The organism is Actinomyces sp. B33 (assembly GCF_028437565.1).
In the GTDB taxonomy this organism is placed as follows: Bacteria; Actinomycetota; Actinomycetes; order Actinomycetales; family Actinomycetaceae; genus Pauljensenia.
The window spans coordinates 473,747-498,953 of the sequence record NZ_JAMRYR010000001.1 but is presented as its reverse complement, the minus strand read 5'-3'; the positions used below and the strand labels follow the sequence as shown (position 1 = coordinate 498,953).

Genomic DNA, 25,207 nt, shown 5'->3' with positions numbered 1-25,207 from the left:
CGAAAGGAACCTCCGATGGAAACCCCCTTGATCTCCGTCAAACAGATCAGCAAATCCTTCGAGGGCGTCCACGCCCTGACCAACATCAGCCTCGACATCGCCCCGGGCGAGATCCACTGCCTCGCGGGCGAGAACGGATGCGGCAAATCCACCCTCATCAAGGTGATCTCCGGCGTCCACGCCCCCGACAGCGGGACGATCACCATCGGCGAGCGCACCTGGGAGCGCATGACCCCCCTCGAGGCGATCGACGCCGGGATCCAGGTGATCTACCAGGACTTCTCCGTCTTCCCCAACCTCTCCGTCGCCGAGAACCTGGCACTGACCAGCGAAGTCGCCGCCGGCCGCCGCCTCGTCAACCGCAAGCGCCTCCGGGCCATCGCCGCCGAGGCCGTCGCCAAGATCGGATTCGACGTCGACCTCGACGCCAAAGTCGCCGACCTGTCCGTCGCCGACAAGCAGCTCGTCGCCATCAGCCGGGCCCTGATGTCCGACGCCAAGCTCATCATCATGGACGAGCCGACCACCGCCCTGACCAAGCGGGAGGTCAACGCCCTCTTCACGATCATCCTCGACCTCAAGGCCCGCGGGATCTCCATCCTCTTCGTCTCCCACAAGCTCGAAGAGGTCTTCGAGATCTGCGAGCGCTTCACCATCCTGCGCTCGGGCGAGCACATCATCACCTGCGACCGCGACGACCTCGACCGACGCAGCTTCGCCGCCTACATGACCGGCAAGGAGATCGACGAGACCCGCTTCGAACCCGGCGACCTCACCGACGAGCCCGTCCTCGACGTCGAGGGACTGACCATGGACGGGGCCTTCGAGGACGTCGGATTCTCCCTGCGCGGCGGCGAGATCCTCGGGATCACCGGGCTCCTCGGGTCCGGGCGCACCGAACTCGCCCTCGCCCTCTTCGGCGCCATGAGGACCGACTCCGGCACCATCCGCGTCAAGGGGCGCGACGTCAGACTCGACTCGATCCGCAGCGCCATCGACGCCGGCATCGCCTACGTCCCCGAGGACCGGCTCACCGAGGGACTCTTCCTCTCGCGCTCCATCGGCGAGAACATCGTCATCGCCGAGATGGCCGACTTCGCCCGGGCCTGCGGGGTCCTCGACAAGACCGCCATCGCCGCCGAGGAGAAGCGCTGGGTCGAGGACCTGCACGTCGCCACCCCCGACCCCGACAACGCCGTGTCCACCCTGTCGGGCGGCAACCAGCAGAAGGTCGTCCTCGCCAAATGGCTCGCCACCGAGCCCGACGTCCTCATCCTCAACGGGCCCACCGTCGGCGTCGACATCGGCTCGAAGAGCACGATCCACCAGATCCTGCGGTCGCTGGCGGCCCGCGGCATGGGGATCGTCATCATCTCCGACGACATCGCCGAGGTCCTGACGAACTGCTCGTCCGTCCTCATCATGCGCGGCGGCCGCCTGCGCGAATCGATCGACCCCGCCACCACGTCCGAGGCCGAACTGGCCGCCCTCGTCGCCAAGGACGCCGTCACGGAAGGAGCCGCCTGACATGGAGGCGATCAAGCAGAGGCTGCTCAAGGCCAACGAGTTCTGGGTGTTTCTCGTCATCCTCGCACTGGCCCTCATCATCCAGGCCCGATCCGGCCAGTTCTTCACCGCCAACAACCTCGTCGACCTCGCCAACGCCATGGTCGTCCCCGGGCTGTTCGCCGTCGCCGCCCACCTCGTCCTCGTCTCCGGAGGCATCGACGTGTCCTTCCCGGCACTGGCCTCCCTCGCCGTCTACGCGACCACCCGGATGCTCGTCGACGCCGGATGGGAGGGCACGGTCCTCATCCCCTTCGCCATCGCCATGGGGATCGGCGCGCTCCTCGGCGCGTTCAACGGGATGTTCACCTGCTGGGTCACCGTGCCCACGCTCATCATCACCCTCGGCACCGCCAACGTGTTCAGCGGCGTCATGCAGGGGGCCCTCAAATCCGTGCAGATCACCGACCTGCCCGACTCCATGTCCGCCTTCGGCTCGTCGAGCCTCTTCGTCGTCACCAACCCCGCGTCGGGGCTCCAGTCGATGATGCCCGTGTCCTTCCTCCTGCTCGTCGCCGTCGTCGCCGTCGTCTACCTCGTCGAGCAGCGCACGATGTTCGGGCGCGGCGTCTTCGCCCTGGGCGGGGACGAGGCCGCCGCCTCGCGCGCCGGCTTCAAGGTCCGCCAGACGAAGTTCTGGCTCTACGTCGTCGTCGGCGTCATCGCCGCCATGGCCGGCATGGTCCGCACCTGCTCGATGGGGCAGATGCACCCGACGAACCTGCTCGGCATGGAGATGATGGTCATCGCCGCGGTCGTCCTCGGCGGCACCGCGATCACCGGGGGAACCGGGTCCCTCACCGGCGTCATGCTCGGGACCCTCCTGATCGTCATCGTCCAGAACTCGATGATCCTCACCGGCATCCCCACCTTCTGGCAGGGGTTCGCCCTCGGCCTGCTGATCATCGTCGGCACCGGAGTCTCAGCCGTCCAGGTCGCGCGCTCGCGAGGGCGCCGGGCGACGGCGGCATGAGCGGCATGAGAGGAGAACCCACCATGACCACAGCACCCGCCCCCCGACGCAGGATCGGCCTGACGAGCATCGGCGCCAAGGACCCCTACCTCACGCGCCTCGTCGTCATGCTCGTCCTCCTGCTCGTCTTCTTCGCCATCGTCCGGACCGGCCCGTTCTTCTCCCTGAGGACCTGGCAGTCGATGGCCGTCCAGTTCCCCGAATTCGGCCTGATGTCCCTGGGCGTCATGTTCACGATGTTCGCCGCCGGCATCGACCTGTCGGTCGTCGCCATCGCCAACGTGTCGTCGATCTGCACGGCCCTGGCCCTGCGCGCCCTCCTGACCGGCGAGACCACGGCCGGCTCAATGCTGACCGCCGCCGGACTGGCCCTGGCCATCGCGCTCGCGGTCGGCGCCGTGTGCGGTGCCGTCAACGGGTTCCTCATCGCCAAGCTGAGGATCCCCCCGATCCTGGCGACCCTGGGCACCCTCGAGCTCTTCGGCGGCGTCGCCATCGTCCTGACGGGCGGAAAGCCCGTGTCCGGCGTCCCCGACGCCTACGGGGCCGTCTTCGCCGCCAAGATCGGCGGCCTCGTCCCGATGCCGCTCCTCGTCTTCGCCGTGTGCGCCCTCGTCGCCGGGCTGATCCTCTCGGTGACCGGGTTCGGCACGAAGATCCTCATGCTCGGGACGAACGAGACCGCAGCCCGCTTCTCCGGTATGGGCATCACCAGCCTCCTCATGCGCACCTACATGCTCTCGGGCGTCATGGCCGCCATCGCCGGCCTCGTCATGCTCGCGAACTACAACTCGGCGAAGGCCGACTACGGGGCGAGCTACACGCTGCTGACCGTCCTCATCGTCGTCCTCGGCGGCGTCAACCCCAACGGCGGACGGGGGCGCCTGTCCGGCGTGATCCTGGCGATCCTCATGCTCCAGGTCCTGTCCTCCGGGCTCAACATGTTCCCCGACATCTCCAACTTCTACCGGCCGCTGATCTGGGGAGCGGTGCTCCTGACCGTGATCTGCGCCAACGAACTCAAGGGCAAGAACCCCTTCGCGGGGCTTCGCGCCGGAAGGAAGGACAACTGATGAAGACCGTTCGATCCAAGCACGTCGTCGTCGGCGCCGACTTCGCCGGGTTCCCGCTCAAGGAGGCCGTCAAGGCCCACCTGGAGGAGCGCGGGTGGACCGTTCACGACCTGACGCCCGACATCGACGAGTGCCCGATGTACCACCGGGTGGGCTTCGCCCTGGGCGCGAGGATCGCCGAGGGGGAGTTCGAACGGGCCCTGGCATTCTGCGGCACGGGCATGGGGATCCACATCGCGGCGTCGAAGGTGCCCCACGTCCACGCGGCCGTCTGCGAGACCGTCGCGTCGGCGCGGCGCGCATCCGCCGCCAATAACGCGAATCTCCTGGCGATGGGGGCCTTCTACGTGGCCCCCCGGACGGCGATGGCGATGGCCGACGCCTTCCTCGAATCGGAGCTGGGCTCGGGCTACGAGGACTGGGACGGCTTCTACGCCTACCACCGCATCGGCTACGACGAGTGCGAGGCCTTCGATTACGCGGCCTACAGGGCCAACGGGTTCGAGGTCGTCGACCCCCAGTTCGCGGTGCTCGCCGAGCAGCCGAAGGGGCTGGCGTACTGAGGCCCGACCTCGCCCCGAGGGCCTCCCGGGCCGAGGGGCCGGCCGCCGCGGTCGATCGGGGTCCCGTCCGGTCAATCGCGGCGGCTCTGCTCGGGCGGCCGCGCGGCCTCAGGGGCCGGTCGATTCGCGGACGACGAGCTCGCCGGGGACGACGATCCTCGTCCCTTGGCCCTCGACAGCGGGGCCCGGTCGGTGGGAGCGCCCGGCCGGGTCCTGGGCGGCCAGGAGGAGGTCGACGCCGCGCCGGGCGATCCGGGCGACCGGTTGGCGCAGCGTCGTGATCGACGGGCGCATGAGCTGGGCGAACTGGATGTCGTCGAAGCCGGTGACCATGACGTCCTCGGGGATGCGCAGTCCGCGGCTGCGCAGCTCCGTGATCGCGCCGATGGCGATGAGGTCGTTGAGGCAGACGACGGCGTCCCAGTGATCCCCGCGCGACATCAGGGAGGCGATCGCCGACCTCGCCGAGTCCACCGAGAAGCTGCACTCGATGACGTCCGCGTCGTCCAGCCGCATCCCGAAGTCGGCGGCCGCGGTCCTCGCCTCCTCGACGCGCGTCACCGAGGACACGTCCGACCCGGTGTTCGACAGCATTGCGAGGCGCCGGGCGCCGCGTGCGCGCAGGTGGTCGAGGACGAGGCGGATCCCGTGCCGGTCGTCGACGCCGACCATCGGCAGTCCCGGCAGGCGGGCGGCGCGGTCGAGCTGGACGGTGGGGACGAGGCCGCTGGTGCGCTCGACGGCGGGCGTCGAATAGATCTCGTGGCAGGGGACGATGATGAGGCCGTCGACGGCCCCGGATTCGAATCCGCGCAGGACGTAGTCCTCGTTCGACACGGACATGCGGGAGTCGCACAGGAGCAGGGACATGCCGCGCTCGGCCAGCGCGTGCTCGACCTGGACGACGAGCTCCATGAAGAACGGGTTGGAGATCGAGGGGACGACCATGCCGATCTGGCCGGTCTGAGCCAGGCGGAGGGAACGGGCGACGGGGTTGACGCGGTAGCCGAGGCGGCGGGCGACCTCGCGGACGTGGTCGCGGGTGTCGACGCGGATCAGGTCGGAGCCGCGCCCCAGGGCGCGTGAGGCGGTGGAGACGGACACGCCGGCCTCGCGGGCGACGTCGACCAGTCGCGGCCGGGTCCTCTCGTCGCTGCTCATGGCCGGATTCTATCGAGAATCGCCCGTCCGGGCCCTGAGTCCCGGGCACTGGCCGGCGGTGTCATCGCGGTGTCTTCGGGGTGTTAGCGGTGCTGCCCGGTCCATGCGGCGGGGTCGTCGACGAGGCGCTGGAGGATGCGGTGGGCGGCGCCGCGGGCGGTGAGATTGCGCGAGTCTGGGAGGAACTCGATGCGGGGGCTCGACCAGGCGGACTGGAGGACGCGCTGGGAGATCTCCTCGCGGGCCGGTTCGATGAGCCATTCGCCGAGTTCGCCGACGATCCCGCCGAGGAGGACGAGGGGGATGTCGACGGAGTTGATGACGGCGGCCAGCGCCCTGCCCAGGGCGGCCCCGCCCTCGGTGAGCGCGGCGAGGACCGGCTCGTCCCCGCGTTCGGCGGCCGCGCGGATGTCGTCGAGGGAGGCGGCCCGGTCGAGTCCGGATCTGCGCGCGAGGGCGCGCAGGCCGAGGTAGGCCTCGAGGCAGCCGGTGGCGCCGCATGAGCAGACGGGGCCGGCGGGGTCGGCGCAGATGTGCCCGATCTCGCCGGACCATCCGCGCGCTCCGCTCAGGGGGCGGTGGTCGACCATGATGCCGGCGCCGATGCCGACCTCGCCGGAGACGTAGATGAAGGAGGCGGGGCCCGAGGGGACGCCCGGCAGGGGATTGGCGACGGCGAAGGCGGCGAAGTCGGCTTCGTTGGCGACGATCGCGGGGGAGAGCTCGGCGAGGGGAGCGAGGAGGGAGTCGAAGGGGATGTCGCGCCAGCCGAGGTTGGGGGCGAGGGTCAGGGCGTTGGGCGCGACGAGGCCGGGCAGGGCGAGGGCGGAGCCGAGGAAGAGGGCTCCGGGGGGCAGTGCGTCGGCGACGAGGTCGTGGGCGAGGGCTGCTAGCCGGGTGACGACCTCGTCGGGGGCGGAGCCGGCGAAGTCGTCGTCGATGCGGGCCGAGGCGATCTCGGCGCCGGTGAGGTCGACGAGGAGGGCGCTGATCTGGGAGATGTTGATTTCGAGTCCGAGGGCGACGGCGCTGCCGGGGGCGGGGACGAGGCGGTTGGCGGGGCGCCCTCGCGCGCCGGCGGGCGGGTCGGTTTCGATGACGAGGTCGGCGCCGATGAGTTCGTCGACGAGGCGCGAGACGGTGGCGCGGGTGATGCCGGTGGCCTGGGAGATCCCGGACCTGGAGATCTCGCCGGGGTGGGCGAGGATGTGGCGCAGGGCGAGGGAGAGGTTCATTGCGCGCAGGCTCTGCGCCTTGACGCCGGCGAGCGTGCGCTCGGCGGGTCGGATCGGGGAGCGCTGGGAGACGGAGTCGTGTCGGCGAACTAGTGCACGCATGCCCTTGACTGTAGTGCACTTCTTATACTATGTTTTGTTTCGAAACAAGAGATTAATGTTGATCTTTCGAGAGGTACCCATGGCTGAGAATCTCTGGAACATCGAGAAGATCCCCTACGTCGGAACAGAGTCGCTCCGACAGGGACTCGGATTCCGCTACTACGACGCCGACCGGGTCGTCGCCGGCAAGACGATGAGGGAGTGGCTGCGCTTCGGCGTCGCCTACTGGCACACCTTCGAGCAGCGCCTCGTCGACCCCTTCGGCGAGGGGACGGCCTCGCGCCCCTTCGACTCCTACTCCGATCCGATGGACCGCGCCCTGGCGAAGATCGACTACTCCTTCGACTTCTACACCACGCTCGGCGTCGACTACTTCTGCTTCCACGACCGCGACATCGCCCCGGAGGGCGACACCCTGCGCGAGACCAACGCGATGCTCGACAAGGTCGTCGACCGGATCGAGGAGGCGCAGAAGGCCACCGGCGTCAAGCTCCTGTGGAACACGTCGAGCCTGTTCACCAACCGCCGCTTCGTCTCCGGAGCGGCGACCTCTCCCTTCGCCGAGATCTACTCCTACGCAGCCGGGCAGGTCAAGCACTCCCTCGAGATCGCCAAGAGGCTCGGCGCCGAGAACTACGTGTTCTGGGGAGGCCGCGAGGGGTACGAGAACTTGTGGAACACGGATCTCAAGCGCGAGCAGGACCACATCGCCCGCTTCTTCCACATGTGCGTCGACTACGCCCAGGAGATCGGGCTGGACGCTCAGTTCATGCTCGAGCCCAAGCCCAAGGAGCCGACGAGCCACCAGTACGACTACGACGCGGCGACCTCGATCGCGTTCCTCCAGTCCTACGACCTGGCGGACAAGTTCAAGCTCAATCTCGAGGGCAACCACGCGAACCTCGCCGGTCACACCTACCAGCACGAGATCCGCGTCGCCCGCGCGGCCGGCATGCTCGGCTCGCTCGATGCCAACCAGGGCGACAAGCTCCTGGGGTGGGACCTCGACGAGTTCCCCTCGGACCTGTACGAGACGACCGCGGTCATGTGGGAGGTCCTCGCGGAGGGCTCGATCGGCCCGCACGGCGGCCTGAACTTCGACGCCAAGCCCCGACGCACCTCTTTCACCGCCGAGGACTTGTTCCGCGCCCACATCGTCGGCATGGACTCCTACGCGGCGGGCCTGCTCGTCGCGGCCCGGATGCACGAGGACGGCTACATCGAGGACCTCCTGGCCGACCGCTACTCGTCCTTCGGCTCCGGGATCGGCGCGTCGATCGAGGACGGCACCGCGACCCTGGCCTCGTTGGAGGAGCACTCGCTCGACATCCCGCAGGCGGACCTCGTCGCGGCGACGACGTCCGATCACCTCGAGTGCGTCAAGGCGACGATCAACAACTACATCGTCGACACCCTCGGCCGCGCCTGACTGACGGGTCGTCGTGGAGGCCAGTGCAGATTCCACGACGACCCCACTCGGTAACCGAACGAAGAAGTTTGGATCCCCATGAACACACGTCCCTACGTCGCCGGCGTCGACACCTCCACCCAGTCCTGCAAGGTCGTCATCTACGACCCCGCGACCGGGACCGTCGTCCGCCAGGGCAAGGCCCCCCATCCCGACGGCACCGAAGTCGACCCTCAGGCCTGGTGGGGCGCCTTCGAGCAGGCCCTCGACCAGGCCGGCGGCCTCGATGACGTCGCCGCCCTGTCGGTCGGCGGCCAGCAGCACGGCATGGTCCTCCTCGACGAGGAGGGGCGAGTCATCCGCCCCGCCCTCCTGTGGAACGACACCCGCTCGGCCAGCGCCGCGCGCGACCTCATCGCAGAACGAGGGGCGGACGGGCTCGACACCGCGGGCTCCGAAGGGGCCGCCTGGTGGGCCGAGGCCACCGGGTCCGTGCCCGTCGCCTCCCTCACCGTCACCAAGCTGCGCTGGGTCGCCGACAACGAGCCCGACAACGCCGCCCGCATCGCCGCCATCTGCCTGCCCCACGACTACCTGACGTGGCGGATCATGGGCGCCCCCGGCCTCGAGGCGCTGGCCACCGACCGCTCCGACGCCTCCGGCACCGGCTACATGGCGCGCGACACCCCCTCCTACCGTCGCGACATCCTCGCCGCCGCCCTGCGCATCGACGAGGCCGACGCCGACAGGATCGTCCTGCCGCGCATCGCCGGCCCCTGGGAGACCGTCGGCCGCGGCGACCCCGCCCGCGGGTGGGGCGACATCCTCATCGGCCCCGGCGCCGGGGACAACGCGGCCGCCGCCCTCGGCGTCGGCCTCGAACCCGGATCCGCTCTGCTCTCCCTGGGAACTTCCGGCGTCGTCGCAGCCGTCTCCTCCGCACCGGTCGCCGACCCCACCGGCCTCGTCACCGGGTTCGCCGACGCCACCGGGAACTGGCTGCCGCTGGCCTGCACGCTCAACGCCTCGCGGATCATCGACGCGATGATGCGGGTCACCGGCTTGGACTACCGGCAGTTCGACGAGCACGCCCTGTCCGTCGACGACGCCGGCGGCCTGACCCTCGTCCCCTACTTCGAGGGCGAGCGCACACCCAACCTGCCCGGCGCCACCGCCGAACTGCGCGGAATGACCCTGGCCAACTCCGACCGCGCCCACGTCGCCCGCGCCACCGTCGAGGGTCTCCTCGACCTCATGCGCTACGCCCTCGACGCGATGCGCGCCCTCGGAGTCCCCCTCGACAGGGTCCTCCTCGTCGGGGGAGGAGCGAAATCCGCCGCCGTCCAGGCCCTCGCGGCTCAGCGCCTCGACGCCGCCGTCGAACTGCCCGAGGCCGGAGAGTACGTGGCCCTCGGCGCGGCCAAGCAGGCCGCACGGGTACTAATTCTTGACAACCCAGAAAACAAAAACTCTGAGAAATAACTCAGGCAGACTAGACGGACACGTTGTGCGTCTACGATGGCAAAGGAGCCGAAATGCGATCGATCGCAACTAAACTGGCGGCAATTGTTGCCGTTGGAATGATATCCATGAGTGGCCTCGTCGGCTGCTCGTCAGGTCCGAGCGATACCGCCTCCTCAGGAGAAACAACGACATCTGCTGGAAACTCAGATTCGGCCATCAAGATTGGTTATGTTCCGACCACCATGAACAATCCATTCTGGCAAGCAATTCTTGATGGAGTCAATGAGGAGATCGGCGACGCGGCAAGTATCCAAACTGTCGATCCGCAGGCGGATCAGTCAAAGATGAACGATATGGTGGGAGATCTTATCTCAGCCGGTGTTGATGTCATCATTTTGGCGCCATATGACACGACTGGAGTCAAGCCTGCTCTTGAGGCGGCGAAAACTGCAGGAATCCCCGTTGTTAATATTGATACGCCAGTCGTTGATCAAGATTTGGTTAATACGATTGTCGCCTCTGACAATGTCAAAGCGGGACGACTTGTTGGCGAAGATATGAAGGATCGCTTGCCGCAAGGGTCAAAAGTCGCTGTACTACATTGTCCCGCAGGTCAAGCATGTATCGATCGTCTTGAGGGATTCAAAGCAGCAGTCGGAGACTACTTTGATATTGTTCAGGAGCTTGATGGTAAGGGCGAAGTTGCAACGGCTCTAACCCTCACAGAAGACATTTTGCAGTCTGACCCCGACGTCAAGGCATTCTTTGGTGTCAATGACCCGATGGGACTCGGCGCGATCCAGGGTCTTGCAGCGCATCCTGAACTTGAAGGGATTCTTGTTTATGGTGTTGACGGAAGTCCCGATGGTAAGTCAGCGATTAAGTCCGGTAAGATGACTGGGACTGGAGCTCAATCCCCGGCCACGATTGGCAAAGAAGCTGCGAAGGCTGCTCTTCAGTTAGTGAAGGGCGAGTCTCCTGAAAAGAATATCGTGGTCGACACGATGCTTATCACAGGCGACAACGTCAATCAGTACGGAACTGACGGCTGGCAGTGATCTGTTGGGGCCCGGCGGTACGTGCAGTAAAGCGAACCGCCGGGCATCACATTATCAGCAAAACGGAAAGGAGATTTCCGCATGGCCGGCTATCTCGTCGAGATGGTGGGGGTAACGAAGAGTTTTCCCGGTGTTCGGGCGCTTGATGGCGTGGATCTGTTTGTTAGTCCTGGTGAGATTGTTGGACTACTCGGTGAAAACGGAGCGGGAAAATCGACTTTGATGAACGTCTTGGGAGGTATTATTTCCCCAGATGAAGGAGTTATCAAAATCGATGATCAGGAAGTAACTATTCAGAGTGTTACGGATGCGACAGAGCTGGGAATCGCTTTCGTTCATCAGGAACTCGCCCTTGAGCCATATCTGACCGTTGGAGAAAACATATTCTTGGGTCGGCAGCTTCGAAATAGTTTTGGGCTCATAAGTCAAAGTAGAATGAATGAAGAGGCAAGAGATTATCTGGATCGCGTTGGAATAGATGTTGATCCGGAGAGGCTCCTATCGACTTTGTCCAACGGGCAGCAGCAGATGATTGAGATTACGAAGTCCCTCTCGTTGAATGCAAAAGTATTTGTATTCGATGAGCCGACTTCCTCTCTTTCTGAATCTGAAGTCAAGAAACTTTTCAAAGTCATAAATGACTTGAAAGCCCGAGGCATGGGAATTGTATATATCTCGCATAAAATGGACGAGATATTTTCTCTTACAGATCGCGTAGTTGTCATGCGTGATGGAAAGACAGTTGGGACTGTTCCCTCAGCGGAAACGACCGAAGCTGAGCTTGTTCGACTGATGGTTGGGAGAGAAGTAGAAAACTATTACACTCACTCTCTTCGAACCCCTGGGCCTGTGAAGCTTAAGATTAAAGACTATATCCGAAGCCCTGAGACTCCATCCGTTAGTTTCGATGTCCATGCCGGAGAAATACTTGGGTTCTACGGACTCATTGGTGCCGGTCGTTCAGAACTTTTCCAGTCGATTCTTGGACTCACTCCCGGTATCAGTGGAATCGTTACAGTCGACAAGACGGTGATTTCGCATCCTTCCCTCACCAATATGCAGAAACAGAATGTTGCGTACGTTCCTGAGAATAGAAAGACTGAGGGTCTTTTTCTTTCGAATGATGTTAGATTCAATGCGACTCTTCCTTTGGTGAATACATTTCTAAAATACTTCAAGTATGACAGAGATGCTGAAGAAAGAATCGCTCAAGAGTGTGTTGATCAACTTTCGGTTAAAACGGCAAATTTGGATGTCATCATCAGCACGCTTTCAGGAGGGAACCAGCAGAAGGTTCTCCTTGGCCGATGGCTTGCAACATCTCCAGAGATATTGATTCTTGATGAACCCACGCGTGGAATCGACGTTGGTGCGAAGTCTGAGATCTACAGCGCTATCGATAGGCTTGCTTCAGAAGGGCTTGCAATCATTTTGATCTCTTCGGAGTTGAATGAAGTTATGGGAATGTCTGATCGGCTAATCGTTATGCGCGATGGCGGAATTACGAAGATGTTTGAGGAATCCGAATTTGATTCGGATGAGATTCTTAAGGCGGCGATTGGTTGATGGCGATCTCGGAAAATAAAAGAGACTTTTCTCCTCTGTTGATAGGTGGAGCAAAGAGATTCTTTAAAGAAAATACTGGTCTCTTGATTGGTTTTTCAGTACTGTTTTTGACTCTTTCGCTCGTTGCCGATAATTTTCTTACGGTCACGAACGGATTGAATCTTCTGCGAGCCGTATCCACAAATGGAATTCTGGCAATCGGCGTCATGCTTTCGATTATGCTGGCAGGCATTGATCTAACCTGTGGAGCCCTCGTTGCAGTTTCAGGTGTCGTCACAGTTCTCGCAATGGCGAATTACAACATGCCGATAGCTATTGCCGTGGCAATAGGCACAATTATCGGTATTGTCGTTGGGGTGTTGAATGGTTTAATTGTTGCAGGAACTGGAATCCATCCGTTTGTGGTCACTCTCGCAATGCAGTCGATCTGCCGTGGTTCTGCTTATCTTCTAGCTGATGGAAAACCGGTAACAGTCTCTAATGACTCCTTCTCCATGATTGGCAACGGAATGCTGGGTCCGATCCCACTACCAGCGATTTACATGATCATTCTCTTCCTCCTGCTGTACCTACTCCTTAAGCGAACGCAGCTGGGGCGAGATATCTACGCGATCGGAGGAAATCCGCTAGCGGCGCGTTTCTGTGGAATCAATATCAATCGGGTGAAAGTTTTTGTCTGGGGAGTATCAGGAACTCTTGCCGCTTTTGCTGGTGTTGTCCTTGCTGCACGTATGTCATCTGGACAGCCGACTGCTGGAATTGGATATGAAACTGACGCAATTGCAGCTGCTGTTATCGGGGGGACCTCGATGTACGGTGGCGTTGGAAGGCCTGGCGGAGTCTTCATTGGCGTTTTGATTATCGGAATGATTTCTAATGGGCTTAATTTGATGCATGTTAATTCATTCTGGCAATACGTCATTAAAGGTATCATCATTATTGCTGCAGTATATTTTGACATGCGAAAAAACGGTGGAGCGGTTCGCTCGGGATTCTGATCTGAAGGGAATAGTTTTCGTGGAGAGTATTGAATTGAAGCTATGGGCTGAGCGCCTTCGATTGGCTTTGGTTGAACTCGTTGATTCGGCTAAATCAGGCCATCTCGGTGGCTCATTATCCATCTCTGACGTGCTCGCGGTTCTTTATGCTGAAACAATGCGTGTTAGAGTAGATGAACCGCAGTGGGAAAAAAGAGATCGTCTAGTTCTTTCGAAAGGACACTGTACTCCAGCCCTTTACTCTGCTCTTGCAATTAAGGGTTTTCTTAACGCTGATGACTTGGCGGGATATCGTAAGGCAGAGGGGCACCTGTCTGGTCATGCAGAAATGAGAGAAGTCGCTGGTGTTGACATGTCTACTGGCTCACTGGGCCAGGGCCTGTCTGCCGCAGTGGGTATGGCGATCGCTGGTCGTTTGAAGGATGATGATTTTCACACGTTCTGCATCTTGGGTGATGGTGAGCTCGGCGAGGGGCAGATTTGGGAAGCAGCAAGGACTGCCGCCCACTTCGGCTTAGATAGTCTTATCGCGATAGTCGATTTCAATCATCTTCAGATCGATGGAACAGTCGAAGAAGTTTCGGGAATTGGCGAAATAGATTCAAAATTCCGTTCCTTTGGATGGAATGTCATTAATATCGATGGGCATGATATTCCTTCCATAAGGAAGGCTTTTGTCGACGCATTCAGCTATCGCTCTGCTCCAACTTGCATTATTGCAAATACTGTCAAGGGCAAAGGTGTTTCATTTATGGAGAATGATGTCAAATGGCATGGTTCCACTCCTTCGGATGAACAGTTTATGAGAGCAAAGACTGAGATCAGCAATCGCATCGAAGAGATGGAGAAAATGCAATGAGCGAAGTTATCGCAACGCGTGTTGCCTACGGTCGCGAGCTTGAAGCGCTCGGTGCGGAAAATCCCTTGATCACTGTGCTCGATGCGGATCTCTCAATCTGCACGATGACGATGTATTTTGCAGAAAAATTCCCAGAGCGATTTTTTAACGTTGGAATCGCTGAAGCGAATATGGTTGGTATCGGTGCGGGAATGGCAGCCTGTGGACTTATCCCTTTTGTGAATTCATTTGCGATGTTTTCTGCTGGTCGCGCTTATGAGCAGATTCGAAATTCTGTAGCATACCCTAGGCTCAATGTCAAAGTAGTTGGCACTCATGCAGGTCTATCGGTCGGCGAAGATGGTGCTACGCATCAATGCATTGAGGATATTTCTCTCATGAGGACTATTCCGGGAATGACTGTAGTTGTTCCCTGTGATGCGACGGAAACGCGACTTGCGACCAGGGCGCTCGCAGAATTGGAGGGCCCGGCCTATCTCCGGCTTGGACGCTCTGCTGTTGCTCCAGCAGTTGACGACGTGGCGGATTATCGATTTGAGCTCGGTAAAGCTAGTCTCCTGCGTGAGGGCTGTGATGCAACAATTATTGCTTGTGGCCTCATGGTTCAGCCTTCACTAGCTGCAGCTAATCATCTTGCTGGAAGTGGGATCAGTGTTCGAGTTCTCGATATGCATACGATTAAACCGATTGATCGAGAATCGATCCTGATGGCGGCTCGTGAGACTGGAGTAATTCTTACTGCAGAAGAGCACAATATTATTGGCGGACTCGGCGGGGCTGTTGCAGAAGTTCTTGCGGAATCAGATATCGCCTGCAGGTTTAGGCGAGTGGGTGTCAACGACCAGTTTGGTCATTCTGGTAGCGCTGATGATCTCTTGGAGATGTATGGATTGACAGATGCTCGTTTGATTGACGAGCTGAAGGGTCTCCTTTCTCTGTAATGCTAGCTGGAGCATCGGTCGATTTGTGCTAGCAAAAATCAAGAGAGAATGTATTACCCATGCAAGAGGAGGGGCGGATGTTGGATTTTGCTGATGATCTCCAACATCCGCCTTCTCCGATGGGCTCAAATTCTTTTTAACGATCATGCTGCATAACTTCAGCCCGGATCAGGGGGATGGGGTAGGAGGCGGCGGTGATCGGGCTCAGGAGGGAATCCGTGATCCCGGCCGTGAAGTCCTCGATGCCGAGGATCTTGTACATCGCCTCGCGTCCGAATTTTGTTGAGTCGGCGACGAAGAAGGCATTCGTCGCGATCGAGCGGACTTTTCGCTGAAGCTCCAGGGAGTACCCGCTGTTCCCGTAGATCCCGTCGGCCATGACGGATGAGGTTCCGAAGATCGCGACATTGACGCGGATCTGGTTGAGCTGATCGATGGCAGTGGGGCCCCAGACGTGAGTCCTGTTGGGCAGGAGCTCCCCGCCGATCATGATGAGGTTGAGCGAGGGCTTCTTGATGATCTCTGCGGCGACCACCAGGTCGTGAGTGACGACGGTGACCCTGCGCTGGGTGAGGCTCCTGGCGACTTCGACGCATGTCGTTCCCGAATCCAGGAACACCGTCTGCTCTTCGAGGATCCGTTCGGCCATGGCCGGCCCGATGGCCTGCTTCTCTCGTAGATGCGCGATATCGGCTAATCGGGGAGCCTGGGGCTCTGGCGGGATCGCACCACCATGCGTTCGTCGGAGCAGTCCGTGATCGGCGAGTCGTCCGAGATCTCGACGGATCGTCGAAACATTGACATCGAGTTTCTTGGCCAGCGAGGCGACGGTTTCAAACCCCGACTCGTGCACCATTGCGACGATCTCGTCACGGCGTTTCAAAGACGGCACTCCGATCTTGCATGTGGGCGGCAGGGCGACCCCCTGCGCTTTCAGTGTGCCCGTCACCTATCATCGCTGGGGCTCAGTGGCGGGTCAGTGTTTTCACGTAGATGCCCGATCTTGGGCATCCCCGTCGCCAGATATGTTCCTGCGGCACTGTTTTGCTTGTTTGAGAGCGTATCAACTTGGAAATAAGCCTTAAACATGCAAATTGCGCGATATCGCGCAAAATACCCGCGCAAAAACAAGCGCTGTCGGGCTACTCTTTCTGAGCACGACGTGGATTGGCGCATGTTGCACGGCTCACCGCAGGAGGTGGTCGGATCAATGCACGTCCTGTCCTGATTCACGAAGGAGTGACGGAATGAAGATCACGAAGACCGCGGTCGCGGCCCTGGCGGCCTCGTCGATGCTCGCGATGACGGCATGCAGCTCAGTCGGCGGGACGACGACCTCGCAATCCTCTACCAGCACCGGCGGCCAGATCGAGGACAAGACGATGGTGACCGTCGTCAAGGTCAAGGGGATCGCCTGGTTCGACCGCATGGACGTCGGCGTCGTCGAATGGGGCCGGGACAACGGCTTCGACACCCGAACCGAGGGCGGCGACGACGTTAGCCCCGAGAAGCAGATCTAGATCATCCAGGATCTCATCGCGCAAAAGCCCGCTGCGATCACCGTCGTCCCAAACTCGCCAGAGGCCCTGTCAGCGGTTCTCGAGCAGGCCAGGGCCCAAGGGATCAAGGTCGTCTCCCATGAGGCCACGGGCATCCAGAACGTCGACGTCGACATCGAGGCCTTCGATAACGCCTCCTACGGCGAGGACATCATGAAGAACATCGGCGAATGCACCGGTGGTGAGGGCAAGTACGTCCAGTTCGTCGGGGGACTGACCGCCAAGACACACATGGAGTGGGTCGAGGCCGCCTATGACTACCAGCAGAAGAACTTCCCGAACATGGAACGGGTCGAGACCCCCATCGAGTCGACCGACAACGAGACGGCCGCTTACGAAAAGGCGAAGGAAGTCCTCGGGAAGTACCCCGATATCAAAGCGTTCCAGGGCTCCGCTGGCAATGATGTCCCGGGAATCGCCCGCGCCATCGAAGAGGCTGGGCTGGAGAACGACGTGTGCGTTATGGGGACCTCCATCCCATCTGCTTCTGCGAAGTACCTCGCGACCGGCTCCATCGACAAGATCTTCTTCTGGGACCCGGCGCTGGCGGGCAAGGCGCAGCTCCAGATCGCCAAGATCCTCTCCGAGGGCGGCGAGATCACCGACGGCACCGATCTTGGTATTGAGGGGTACACCTCGCTCACGAAGCTCGACGGCTACGACAACGTCTGGGTCGGCGATGCCGCCATCGCCGCTGACGCCGAGCAGGCCAAGAAGTACGACTTCTGACAACGGCGTTTGGGGCGGTCGCGGGCGTGAGCCTGCGATCGCCCCGAACGGAGGAAACCCATGAGCTACGAGGAACCAACACTCGACGTGCCAGAATCTACGACCCCATTCCTTGAGGTTGACGGAATCGTCAAGACCTTCGGAGGAGTCAAGGCCCTGGGCGGCGTCTCCCTTTCCGTGTTCCCCGGTGAGGTTTTGTGCCTGGCCGGAGAGAACGGGTGCGGCAAATCCACTTTGATCAAAGTGATCTCAGGAGTGCACAAACCCGACGCGGGGACCATCACTATCAGGGGAGAGGTCCACGACGGACTCTCCCCCCTGGCGGCGATGAAGGCCGGGATTCAAGTCATCTACCAAGACTTCTCCCTCTTTCCTAATCTTTCCGTCGCCGAGAACATCACGATGACTAGTGCGGTATCCCAGCGCCACCGCTCCTATTCGCCCAAAGACAGCGTTGATCGTGCTCAAGCCGTCATCGACAGACTCGGCATCGCCCTCCCGTTGACCAGCGATGTCGAGAAGCTGTCTGTCGCCGATAAACAACTCACGGCGATCTGCCGTGCATTGGCCAACGATGTTCGGCTTCTCGTGATGGACGAGCCGACAACGGCCCTCACCCAGCATGAAGTTGAACGTCTCTTTACCGTCGTCGAGAAACTTCGCGTCGAAGGCGTCGCCCTCGTTTTCGTCTCCCACAAGCTTGACGAGGTTATGCGCATCTCCCAGCGGGTAACGATCATGCGCTCGGGGCTCAACGTCATCGACAGTCCTGTCGCCCAGCTTGATCGCGAGCAGATCACCCAGTACATGACGGGGCGCTCTCTCGATCAAACCCGGCGCGTCAGCGATGTGGCGCCCGACGCCCCCGTCGCCCTGGAGGTTTCGCACCTCACTTCCATCGGGATGCTCGACGACGTCTCCTTCCAGATCCGCAGTGGAGAGATCGTCGGGCTCACGGGCCTGCTCGGCTCCGGGCGGTCCGAAATCGCCGAAGCACTCTTCGGACTCGTCCCGATTGACAGTGGGACGATCTCGGTCGACGGAAAACCCGTCCCCATCCGATCCATCGACGACGCCATCACCGCAGGCATCGGATACGTCCCCGAAGATCGGCTGACGGAAGGACTCTTCCTCGACAAATCGATCGCCGACAACGTCATCGCGGCCTCACTGGACCATCACACCTCTCGCATGCACACCCTGACCGCTGCGAAGATCCGGGAGACTATCAGCCACTACTTCCATTCCTTGCGGATCAAGGCCCCCGATGTCGATGAGCCTGTCCGCTCTCTGTCGGGCGGGAATGCCCAACGGGTCGTCCTGGCCAAATGGCTTGCTCGTCGACCAAAAGTCCTGATCCTCAACGGTCCCACGGTCGGAGTCGATGTCGGATCGAAGGCTGAAATCCTCGACATCCTGCGCGAGCAGGCCGATCAAGGAATGGCCGTTCTCGTCATTTCCGACGACGCTCCTGAGCTTGTCTCCTGCTGCCACCGTGTGCTCGTTACCCAATCCGGGCGCATTGCAGCGGAATTAACAGGGGATGAGGTCGAGGTCGACGCGATTCGAAAGCTGGTTGTCGCATGAGCACGAAAACCCACAACATGGGCGTCTCGCGCGTTCTGCGCACGGTCAAGGGGCCTAATAACGAGGGCGTGATCCTCCTGGTCCTCCTCGTCCTCGTCGCCGTCATGTCGGCCGTGAGCCCGTCATTCTTCACGCTCGCCACGATGTTCGCGCTCCTGCGCTCCTCCATCGTTCCGTTGATCTATGCGCTCGGAGTCCTCTTGGTCATCATTTCGGGCGGAATCGACGTATCGTTCGCAGCTATCGCTGCCTTTGCCTCGTATTCGACGATCGTCTTCCAGCTGACCATGGGGTTCGACCTCGGACTCATCGGCTCTTTCGCGATGGCCCTCGCCATCGGCGCGCTTCTGGGGCTCATCAACGGATTCGTCATCTCGAAATTTAAGCTCCCCACCCTGATCGTCACCCTCGGTACGCAGGGGATCTTCCAAGGATTCCTCTTGGCTTACGTCGGCTCGAAATACATCGCCCAATTACCCGACGGCATGGCCTCGATCTCGACGACCAACGTGATGTCGGTCAAGACCGATACGGGTATGGCGATGCTTCACGTCCTCATTGTTCCGGCCCTGATCCTCGCGCTAGTCGTTGCCTGGATGCTCGCCCGAACGATGTTCGGCCGCTCGATCTACGCCATCGGAGGCGACATCGAGTCAGCCAGCCGAGCCGGCATCCGTGTCAAGCGGACCCAGATTTGGGTCTACGTCATCGTCGGCGTCATGGCCGCCACCGCCGGGATGATCTACATGATCATGGGGCGTTCGGCGAATCCGCAGGAACTCGTCGGCAATGAGCTCGACATCATCGCCGCCGTCGTCCTGGGCGGAGCATCGGTTTTCGGGGGCCGTGGAACTGTACGCGGCACCGTCCTGGGCGTCCTCCTCGTCCAACTGATTAATAACAGCTTGATCCTCGTCGGCGTTCCGAGTGCCTGGCAGCGTACCGCTGTTGGCTTCCTTCTCATCGTCGGCGTTGGAATTCAGGCGCTGTCCGCGCGCCGACAGGGGCGCCGGGCTGAGGGTGAAGGAGCGGTGTCATGAGCGCTGAAATCACTGAGCAGATGCGTCGAGCCAATGGGCGGGTCGATGGCTTCACCGAGCGGATGCTCGCCAGGCTCCGCCGTGCAAATGGTGTGACGCGGATGGCGATCATCGTCCTCATCGCTTTCGGGTTCTTCACGATCATGTCGCCCAGGGTCTTTCTCACCGGTCTCAATCTCCAGAACATGCTCCTGGCGGTCCCGGAGATCGGGATCCTGGCCATCGCGATGATGATCGCGATGCTCACCGGTGGCATCGACCTGTCGCTCGTGTCCATCGCCAATCTGTGCGCGATCACGATCTCGACGACCTACAGCGCGATCGCCCTGACAGACCCCGGCAGGGCCGAGGCGATGGCGCCGTTGATCATCGTCCTGGGCGTCCTCGTCGGTACCGCGGCGGGCGCGTTCAACGGCGTCCTCATCGCGTACGTGGGAGTCACACCCATCCTCGCAACGCTCGGAACGATGCAGATCTTCAACGGCCTGGCGGTTGTGTGGACCGGTGGCAAGACGCTCTACGGGTCGCCCGAATCCCTCACCGCTTTCGGCAAGACGGCGATCGCCGGAATCCCGGTGCTCTTCCTCGTCTTCCTGGCGGTCGCCCTCGTGGTCGGGTTCCTCATCAACAAGACGCCTCTCGGCCTGGGTCTGAGCCTCCAGGGCTCGAATCCCGTCGCCGCCCGATTCTCGGGCATCAAATCGACGCGCCTGCTCATGCGCTCCTATGTGTTGACGGGCATGCTCGGCGCGATCACGGGAGTCATGTTCATCTCGCGCAACCCGACGGCTTCAGCGGACTATGGGGCCTCCTACGTGCTCCTCGTCATCGTCATCGCGGTCCTCGGCGGGACTAATCCGAATGGAGGGTTCGCCACCGTCACGGGAGTCTTCCTCGCTGCGATGACTTTGCAGATCGTCCAGTCGGGTTTCACCGCATTGCGGTTGTCCACGTTCCAGTACTCCATCGCCCAAGGTGTCATCCTCATCGCGGTCCTCGTCATCGATCGGATCGATTGGGCCTCTCTCATCCCACGACTCAGCTCTCGCACGAGCTGACGACCACTCAGTTTCGGAAGGACTGAACATGAAGAAGATCATCAACACTCCCGATCGCTTCGTCGATGAAATGATCGAGGGAATCCTCCTGGCCCATCCCGATGAGGTCATGACCCCGGGCGATGATCCGCGCGTCCTCGTGCGCGCCGACGCCCCAGTCGAGGGCAAGGTCGGCATCGTCACCGGGGGCGGATCCGGGCATCTGCCGCTCTTCAAGGGCTACGTCGGCCGCGGACTGTGCTCGGGGGTGGCTATCGGCAATGTCTTCAGCTCACCCTCCGTTCAGCAGATTTCCGAGGCGGCCAAAGCAGTCGATGGCGGCCGCGGAGTCCTCTTCCTCTACGGCAACTATGGCGGCGACGTCTTCAACTTCGATCTCGCCTGCGACATGCTCGAACTGGAGGACATCGAGACTCGAACCGTTCTGGGGCGTGATGATGTCGCTTCGCAGCCCAAGGAGCGGGCGCTCGACCGACGCGGTGTCGCGGGGATTTTCTTCGCCTACAAGGCCGCCGGGGCTGCGGCCGAGCGCGGAGACGGCCTCGACGAGGTCGCCGCTGTCGCCGAGAAGGTCGTCGACCGGACGGCGACGATGGGAGTGGGGCTGTCCCCGACGATCCTGCCGACGACGGGCGCGGCGAGCTTCGACCTTCCCGATGGCGAGATGGAGATCGGCATCGGCATCCATGGGGAGCCGGGGATTCATCGCGGCAAGCTGAGGACCGCTGATGAGATCGCCGATACGATCCTCGATGCGATCATCGCCGATCTCGACCTCGACGAGGGCGATCGGGTCGCGGTCCTCGTCAACGGCCTCGGCGCTACTCCGCTGGAGGAGCTGTACGTGCTGTACCGGCGTGTTCACCAGCGCCTGAGCGGATCCGGGATCCGTATCGAAAGGAAATATGTCGGCGAGTACGCCACGAGCCTGGAGATGGCGGGGGCGTCGATCTCCCTGCTCAAGCTCGACGACGAGCTCGTCGAGCTCCTGGACGCGCCGGCGCGCTCTCCGTTCTTCGAGGAGGTCGGCCGCTGATGCGCTCTGCGGAACTCATCGAACAGATCACTCAGACGATGCGCCTGCTGACCGAATCGGCCGATGAGCTGCGCGATCTCGATCAGGTCCTGGGGGATGGCGACCTGGGGATCACCATTTCCGCCGGTGCGAATGCCGTCGCGGCAGCGATGGGCGACGTGAGCCCTGCTTCGTCCCCCAGTGACATCACGAAAGCGTGCGCCAGGGCGTTCGCCAATGCGAATCCGTCGACGATGGCCGCGCTCGTCGCCGGGGGCCTGCTTGCCGGGACGAAGGTGTGGGCGGGCAAGGACGAGGTGGACCTCGCCGATGCCGTCGAGTTCATTCGCGCCGCAGCCGCGTCGATCTCGTACCGGGGCAAGAGCCAGGTGGGGGACAAGACGATCCTGGACGCGATGGTCCCGGCCGTCGACGCCCTGGAGGCTCATGGCGATGATCCGGATCCGTTGGGTCACGCGATCGCCGCGTCGGCGCGGGCCGTCGTCGAGACGCGCACCCTGCAATCGCGCAAGGGACGGGCCTCGTGGTTGCAGGATCGCAGTATCGGCTTGCAGGACCCCGGGGCAACGGCATTCCTCCGCGCTCTCGAGGCATGGAGAGATGCGGCTTCGGGAGAACGAGGACCTCAAGGAGCGCTCTGAACGATCGAGGCGCGGCGCGGATCGGGTTCGTCCCATCCGCGCCGCGCCCTCGTTGCGGCCCGACGCGGTCAGCGCAGCGACCGGCCGGTGATCCGGTGGCGGATCTCATAGCGTTCGCCGGCGCGCAGGTCGACCGTGGTCCGCACACCCGCGGCGGCCAGGGGGTTGTCGGCCGCGGACACGCCCTCGCCGAAGTCGAAGGCCGAGGTGATCGGCTCGACCCCCAGGCACACGTTGCGCCCCGCCCACGGCTCCCCTTGGCGCCCGCGGTTCGAGATCCACAGGAGCGCGCTCGACAGGTGCTCCGGGTCCCATTCGACTCCGACCCGGTAGCCCTCCTCCTCGTTGACGAGGCCGATGGTCGGCTCGTCCGGATCGGCGACGAGGAGGATCTCGTCGACCCTCTCCGTCAGCGGCAGGCGCGTCAGGTCGATGGTCCCCCCATCGGCGCGCGGGGCCTGGGTCGGGTCGGGGAAGGGGGCGGAGTTGTCGAGGACGGACGTGCCCGAGTCCGAGGGCAGCGGCCAGACCTCTCGGCATCCGGGTAGCTCCAGGCGCGCCGCTCCCGGGGAGTCGGGCAGTCGGAGGATCGGGTGGAGGCCGAGGGGCAGGCGGGCGTCGGCGCGCATGACGATGGCGTCGACGAACTCGACGGCGCCCTCGGCGCACGAGACCGTCCGCTCGACGCGGGCGACGGGCGAGTCGTCGTCGTAGTCGAGTCGGAGGACCGCTCGGTCCCCGTCGTGGGCGACGACCTCCCACGGGGCGTTCGACGACAGCCCGTGCACCCATCGTCCCGGGCCCGCGTATCCGGTCCGCCACGGCTCGGGCAGGGCCTCGGCGGTGTCGGGGGCCGCGCCGAAGGGGACGCACAGGAAGTCGCCGCGCAGCCTGTCGAGCAGGGGGACCTGGGGGAATCCGGACCAGCCGGCCGTGTACAGCGGGGAGAACTCGCGTGCCGTCCCCGCCTCGAAGACGGCCGTCGTCATCGCGCCGAGCAGTTGAATGGTCGCTCGGGTGCTCGTGGTTCCGATGGTGAGTTCCATCAGGGCCTCCTCGTCGTCGTCGGGTTCTCGTGAAGTTTCACGGGCGTCCGCCATACTAGGTGGGCGGCGTCATGGGCGAGGCGGTTGCGCAGCATCACGATCTGGAATCGAAGCAGAAGGATCATTGTCCTTATCAATAAGGACTGCTAACGTTGGGTATGTCATATTCAAAGATGAACCATGACCTTAAATGTCAGGTGTTTCAGAATCGTCCGACGGTGGGAGGATTCGCCGCCAGGTGCGAGTCCCCACTCGTTCCCTCAAGGAAGAAGAGGCTGACATGAACAATCAACATATGGCGCGCCGGGGAACTCTCGTTGCCCTCCTCGCCGTCCCGGCCCTGGTCCTGAGCGCATGTGGCGGATCGGCGGGGCAATCCGGCGCCGCGGGCTCCTCCGACCGGGCGACGCAGATGTACGCCTGGGTCTCCCATGAATCCGACCGCGAGCAATGGCAGGCCTTTGTCGACGCGGCGACGAAAGCCAACCCGGACTTCCGCCTGACTTTCGACGGGCCCTCTTTCAACGACTATTTCACCAAGGTCAAGACCCGGATGCTGGGGGATGACGCCCCCTGCATCCTCACCACCCAGGCCGCCCGAGCCCAGGAGCTCGACGGCATCCTCTCCCCCTTGGACGACCTGATGAAGGCGGAGGGCGTCGACGCCTCGATGTACAACGCGGCGATGATGGAGGGGATGACGGTCAACGGATCCGTCGTCGCCCTGCCCTACGACGCCGAACCGGACGTCCTCTACTACAACCGCGCCCTCTTCGCCGAGGCCGGCTTGGCCGAGCCCGGACTCGATTACACGACCGAGCAGTTCCTCTCCGACGCCAAGGCCCTGACCGGGGATGGACGATGGGGGCTGGCCGTTAAGCCCGCGATGATGGACAACGCCCCCGGCGCCCTCGCCCACGCCTTCGGCGGCGCCGTCAGCGACGGCGGCGCCGTCACCCTCGCCGAGCCCGACTACGTCGACGGCGTCCAATTCGCCTTCGACCTCGTCGCCGTCGAGGGCGTCGCCCAGGCCCCCAACGCCGCCGACGGCGACGGGCCCTCGCAGGGGGCCTTCACCTCCGGCACCGCCGCCATGCTCTTCGACGGCCCGTGGATGTACGGGACCTTCGAGGCCCAGCTCGGAGACGACCTCGGGGTCGCCGTCGTCCCCAGCCCCACCGGCACCCCCCTCGGCGTCGTCCAGGGCTCCGGATTCGGCATCGCCAAGAACTGCCCCGACAAGGAGGCGGCGTTCAAGGTCCTCAAGCAGCTCGTCGCCCCCGAGGTCATCGGCGCCGTCGCCTCCGTCCGGGGCACCGTCCCATCGGTCGCCTCCCAGATGGACCAGTGGGCCGAAGGCAAGCCGGAGGACTCCGTCGCCGCCATCGAGGCCCTCCTGGACAACGGCACCCCCCTGGTGACCACCCCCGCGTGGAACCAGATGACGACGTCCTTCATCCAGTACAGCCCCGAGGGGTTCCGCGGCACGAGGACGGCGCAGGACATCCTCACGTCGATCTCCCAGGCCGCCGGGTGACCCGCGG

At 62.5% G+C, this 25,207-nt stretch carries 23 protein-coding genes; 19 read left to right on the top strand and 4 right to left on the bottom strand.

The features are described from left to right. The first annotated feature begins 15 nt into the window (after window positions 1-15). The 4 genes from M3T53_RS02115 to M3T53_RS02100 are packed head-to-tail and all read left to right on the top strand — an operon-like array spanning window position 16 to window position 4,175. Entirely contained in the window at window positions 16-1,527 is a 1,512-nt protein-coding gene (locus M3T53_RS02115; protein ID WP_272432787.1) for a sugar ABC transporter ATP-binding protein, read from the top strand. A gap of 1 nt (window position 1,528) precedes the next feature. Beyond that, window positions 1,529-2,539: an ABC transporter permease gene (locus M3T53_RS02110; RefSeq protein WP_272432786.1), complete on the top strand. Its 1,011-nt coding sequence runs from the start codon at window positions 1,529-1,531 to the stop codon at window positions 2,537-2,539. Window positions 2,540-2,562: 23 nt separating this feature from the next. Next, window positions 2,563-3,612, top strand: coding sequence for an ABC transporter permease (locus tag M3T53_RS02105; RefSeq protein ID WP_272432785.1), 1,050 nt, complete (start codon window positions 2,563-2,565; stop codon window positions 3,610-3,612). Next, window positions 3,612-4,175, top strand: coding sequence for an RpiB/LacA/LacB family sugar-phosphate isomerase (locus M3T53_RS02100; RefSeq protein ID WP_272432784.1), 564 nt, complete (start codon window positions 3,612-3,614; stop codon window positions 4,173-4,175). Before M3T53_RS02105 ends, M3T53_RS02100 begins: the two co-directional genes overlap by 1 nt. A gap of 108 nt (window positions 4,176-4,283) precedes the next feature. On the opposite strand, the gene M3T53_RS02095 is transcribed toward M3T53_RS02100, so the two are convergent. Then, window positions 4,284-5,336, bottom strand: coding sequence for a LacI family DNA-binding transcriptional regulator (locus M3T53_RS02095; protein WP_272432783.1), 1,053 nt, complete (start codon window positions 5,334-5,336; stop codon window positions 4,284-4,286). Window positions 5,337-5,419: 83 nt separating this feature from the next. After that, window positions 5,420-6,673 carry an ROK family transcriptional regulator gene (locus M3T53_RS02090; protein ID WP_272432782.1) on the bottom strand — a complete coding sequence of 418 codons (1,254 nt, stop codon included), beginning with the start codon at window positions 6,671-6,673 and terminating at the stop codon, window positions 5,420-5,422. Window positions 6,674-6,752: 79 nt separating this feature from the next. Between M3T53_RS02090 and xylA the strand changes: the two genes are divergently transcribed. The 7 genes from xylA (at window position 6,753) to M3T53_RS02055 (ending at window position 14,967) form a co-directional block, all read left to right on the top strand. Continuing rightward, a complete protein-coding gene (gene xylA, locus M3T53_RS02085; RefSeq protein ID WP_272432781.1) occupies window positions 6,753-8,102 on the top strand; it encodes a xylose isomerase in 1,350 nt (449 codons plus the stop codon). Between the two features lie 78 nt (window positions 8,103-8,180). Further along, entirely contained in the window at window positions 8,181-9,563 is a 1,383-nt protein-coding gene (gene xylB, locus M3T53_RS02080) for a xylulokinase (protein ID WP_272432779.1), read from the top strand. Between the two features lie 53 nt (window positions 9,564-9,616). Next, complete coding sequence (locus M3T53_RS02075) at window positions 9,617-10,603, top strand: sugar ABC transporter substrate-binding protein (protein WP_272432778.1); 987 nt, start codon at window positions 9,617-9,619, stop codon at window positions 10,601-10,603. Window positions 10,604-10,684: 81 nt separating this feature from the next. Continuing rightward, window positions 10,685-12,169 (top strand): sugar ABC transporter ATP-binding protein, encoded by a 1,485-nt coding sequence (locus tag M3T53_RS02070; RefSeq protein WP_272432777.1) that lies wholly within the window; start codon window positions 10,685-10,687, stop codon window positions 12,167-12,169. Beyond that, complete coding sequence (locus M3T53_RS02065) at window positions 12,169-13,167, top strand: ABC transporter permease (protein WP_272432776.1); 999 nt, start codon at window positions 12,169-12,171, stop codon at window positions 13,165-13,167. Before M3T53_RS02070 ends, M3T53_RS02065 begins: the two co-directional genes overlap by 1 nt. A gap of 19 nt (window positions 13,168-13,186) precedes the next feature. Next, entirely contained in the window at window positions 13,187-14,026 is an 840-nt protein-coding gene (locus M3T53_RS02060) for a transketolase (protein WP_272432775.1), read from the top strand. Continuing rightward, window positions 14,023-14,967 (top strand): transketolase family protein, encoded by a 945-nt coding sequence (locus M3T53_RS02055; protein ID WP_272432774.1) that lies wholly within the window; start codon window positions 14,023-14,025, stop codon window positions 14,965-14,967. Before M3T53_RS02060 ends, M3T53_RS02055 begins: the two co-directional genes overlap by 4 nt. 136 nt (window positions 14,968-15,103) lie before the next feature. Here M3T53_RS02055 and M3T53_RS02050 read toward each other — a convergent pair whose 3' ends face one another. Further along, window positions 15,104-15,859, bottom strand: a complete 756-nt coding sequence (locus M3T53_RS02050; RefSeq protein ID WP_272432875.1) for a DeoR/GlpR family DNA-binding transcription regulator — start codon at window positions 15,857-15,859, stop codon at window positions 15,104-15,106. Window positions 15,860-16,214: 355 nt separating this feature from the next. On the opposite strand from M3T53_RS02050, the gene M3T53_RS02045 reads away from it, so the two are divergent. Genes M3T53_RS02045 through M3T53_RS02015 form a run of 7 tightly spaced genes read left to right on the top strand, consistent with a single transcriptional unit; the run spans window position 16,215 to window position 22,617 of the window. Then, a complete protein-coding gene (locus M3T53_RS02045) occupies window positions 16,215-16,487 on the top strand; it encodes a hypothetical protein (protein ID WP_272432773.1) in 273 nt (90 codons plus the stop codon). Further along, on the top strand, window positions 16,488-17,255 hold the full coding sequence (locus M3T53_RS02040) for a substrate-binding domain-containing protein (protein ID WP_334540172.1): 768 nt from the start codon (window positions 16,488-16,490) through the stop codon (window positions 17,253-17,255). A gap of 60 nt (window positions 17,256-17,315) precedes the next feature. Then, window positions 17,316-18,842: a sugar ABC transporter ATP-binding protein gene (locus M3T53_RS02035; protein ID WP_272432772.1), complete on the top strand. Its 1,527-nt coding sequence runs from the start codon at window positions 17,316-17,318 to the stop codon at window positions 18,840-18,842. Beyond that, entirely contained in the window at window positions 18,839-19,882 is a 1,044-nt protein-coding gene (locus tag M3T53_RS02030; protein WP_272432771.1) for an ABC transporter permease, read from the top strand. The genes M3T53_RS02035 and M3T53_RS02030 overlap by 4 nt, the downstream gene beginning before the upstream one ends. Beyond that, the gene (locus tag M3T53_RS02025) at window positions 19,879-20,940 is read left to right on the top strand and encodes an ABC transporter permease (RefSeq protein WP_272432770.1); all 1,062 of its coding nucleotides are present in this window, start codon (window positions 19,879-19,881) and stop codon (window positions 20,938-20,940) included. The genes M3T53_RS02030 and M3T53_RS02025 overlap by 4 nt, the downstream gene beginning before the upstream one ends. Before the next feature lie 28 nt (window positions 20,941-20,968). Beyond that, window positions 20,969-21,976: a dihydroxyacetone kinase subunit DhaK gene (locus M3T53_RS02020; protein ID WP_272432769.1), complete on the top strand. Its 1,008-nt coding sequence runs from the start codon at window positions 20,969-20,971 to the stop codon at window positions 21,974-21,976. Next, on the top strand, window positions 21,976-22,617 hold the full coding sequence (locus M3T53_RS02015) for a DAK2 domain-containing protein (protein ID WP_272432768.1): 642 nt from the start codon (window positions 21,976-21,978) through the stop codon (window positions 22,615-22,617). The genes M3T53_RS02020 and M3T53_RS02015 overlap by 1 nt, the downstream gene beginning before the upstream one ends. A 68-nt stretch (window positions 22,618-22,685) precedes the next feature. On the opposite strand, the gene M3T53_RS02010 is transcribed toward M3T53_RS02015, so the two are convergent. After that, window positions 22,686-23,663, bottom strand: coding sequence for a hypothetical protein (locus M3T53_RS02010; RefSeq protein WP_272432767.1), 978 nt, complete (start codon window positions 23,661-23,663; stop codon window positions 22,686-22,688). A 280-nt stretch (window positions 23,664-23,943) separates the two neighbouring features. On the opposite strand from M3T53_RS02010, the gene M3T53_RS02005 reads away from it, so the two are divergent. After that, window positions 23,944-25,200, top strand: a complete 1,257-nt coding sequence (locus M3T53_RS02005) for an ABC transporter substrate-binding protein (protein ID WP_272432766.1) — start codon at window positions 23,944-23,946, stop codon at window positions 25,198-25,200. Window positions 25,201-25,207 lie beyond the last annotated feature (7 nt).

Bases quoted from the DNA above. Each gene is read 5' to 3' on its own strand.
- M3T53_RS02115 (WP_272432787.1), top strand. From the start codon at position 16: ATGGAAACCCCCTTGATCTCCGTCAAACAGATCAGCAAATCCTTCGAG.
- M3T53_RS02110 (WP_272432786.1), top strand. From the start codon at position 1,529: ATGGAGGCGATCAAGCAGAGGCTGCTCAAGGCCAACGAGTTCTGGGTG.
- M3T53_RS02105 (WP_272432785.1), top strand. From the start codon at position 2,563: ATGACCACAGCACCCGCCCCCCGACGCAGGATCGGCCTGACGAGCATC.
- M3T53_RS02100 (WP_272432784.1), top strand. From the start codon at position 3,612: ATGAAGACCGTTCGATCCAAGCACGTCGTCGTCGGCGCCGACTTCGCC.
- M3T53_RS02095 (WP_272432783.1), bottom strand. From the start codon at position 5,336: ATGAGCAGCGACGAGAGGACCCGGCCGCGACTGGTCGACGTCGCCCGC.
- M3T53_RS02090 (WP_272432782.1), bottom strand. From the start codon at position 6,673: ATGCGTGCACTAGTTCGCCGACACGACTCCGTCTCCCAGCGCTCCCCG.
- xylA (WP_272432781.1), top strand. From the start codon at position 6,753: ATGGCTGAGAATCTCTGGAACATCGAGAAGATCCCCTACGTCGGAACA.
- xylB (WP_272432779.1), top strand. From the start codon at position 8,181: ATGAACACACGTCCCTACGTCGCCGGCGTCGACACCTCCACCCAGTCC.
- M3T53_RS02075 (WP_272432778.1), top strand. From the start codon at position 9,617: ATGCGATCGATCGCAACTAAACTGGCGGCAATTGTTGCCGTTGGAATG.
- M3T53_RS02070 (WP_272432777.1), top strand. From the start codon at position 10,685: ATGGCCGGCTATCTCGTCGAGATGGTGGGGGTAACGAAGAGTTTTCCC.
- M3T53_RS02065 (WP_272432776.1), top strand. From the start codon at position 12,169: ATGGCGATCTCGGAAAATAAAAGAGACTTTTCTCCTCTGTTGATAGGT.
- M3T53_RS02055 (WP_272432774.1), top strand. From the start codon at position 14,023: ATGAGCGAAGTTATCGCAACGCGTGTTGCCTACGGTCGCGAGCTTGAA.
- M3T53_RS02045 (WP_272432773.1), top strand. From the start codon at position 16,215: ATGAAGATCACGAAGACCGCGGTCGCGGCCCTGGCGGCCTCGTCGATG.
- M3T53_RS02035 (WP_272432772.1), top strand. From the start codon at position 17,316: ATGAGCTACGAGGAACCAACACTCGACGTGCCAGAATCTACGACCCCA.
- M3T53_RS02030 (WP_272432771.1), top strand. From the start codon at position 18,839: ATGAGCACGAAAACCCACAACATGGGCGTCTCGCGCGTTCTGCGCACG.
- M3T53_RS02025 (WP_272432770.1), top strand. From the start codon at position 19,879: ATGAGCGCTGAAATCACTGAGCAGATGCGTCGAGCCAATGGGCGGGTC.
- M3T53_RS02020 (WP_272432769.1), top strand. From the start codon at position 20,969: ATGAAGAAGATCATCAACACTCCCGATCGCTTCGTCGATGAAATGATC.
- M3T53_RS02015 (WP_272432768.1), top strand. From the start codon at position 21,976: ATGCGCTCTGCGGAACTCATCGAACAGATCACTCAGACGATGCGCCTG.
- M3T53_RS02010 (WP_272432767.1), bottom strand. From the start codon at position 23,663: ATGGAACTCACCATCGGAACCACGAGCACCCGAGCGACCATTCAACTG.
- M3T53_RS02005 (WP_272432766.1), top strand. From the start codon at position 23,944: ATGAACAATCAACATATGGCGCGCCGGGGAACTCTCGTTGCCCTCCTC.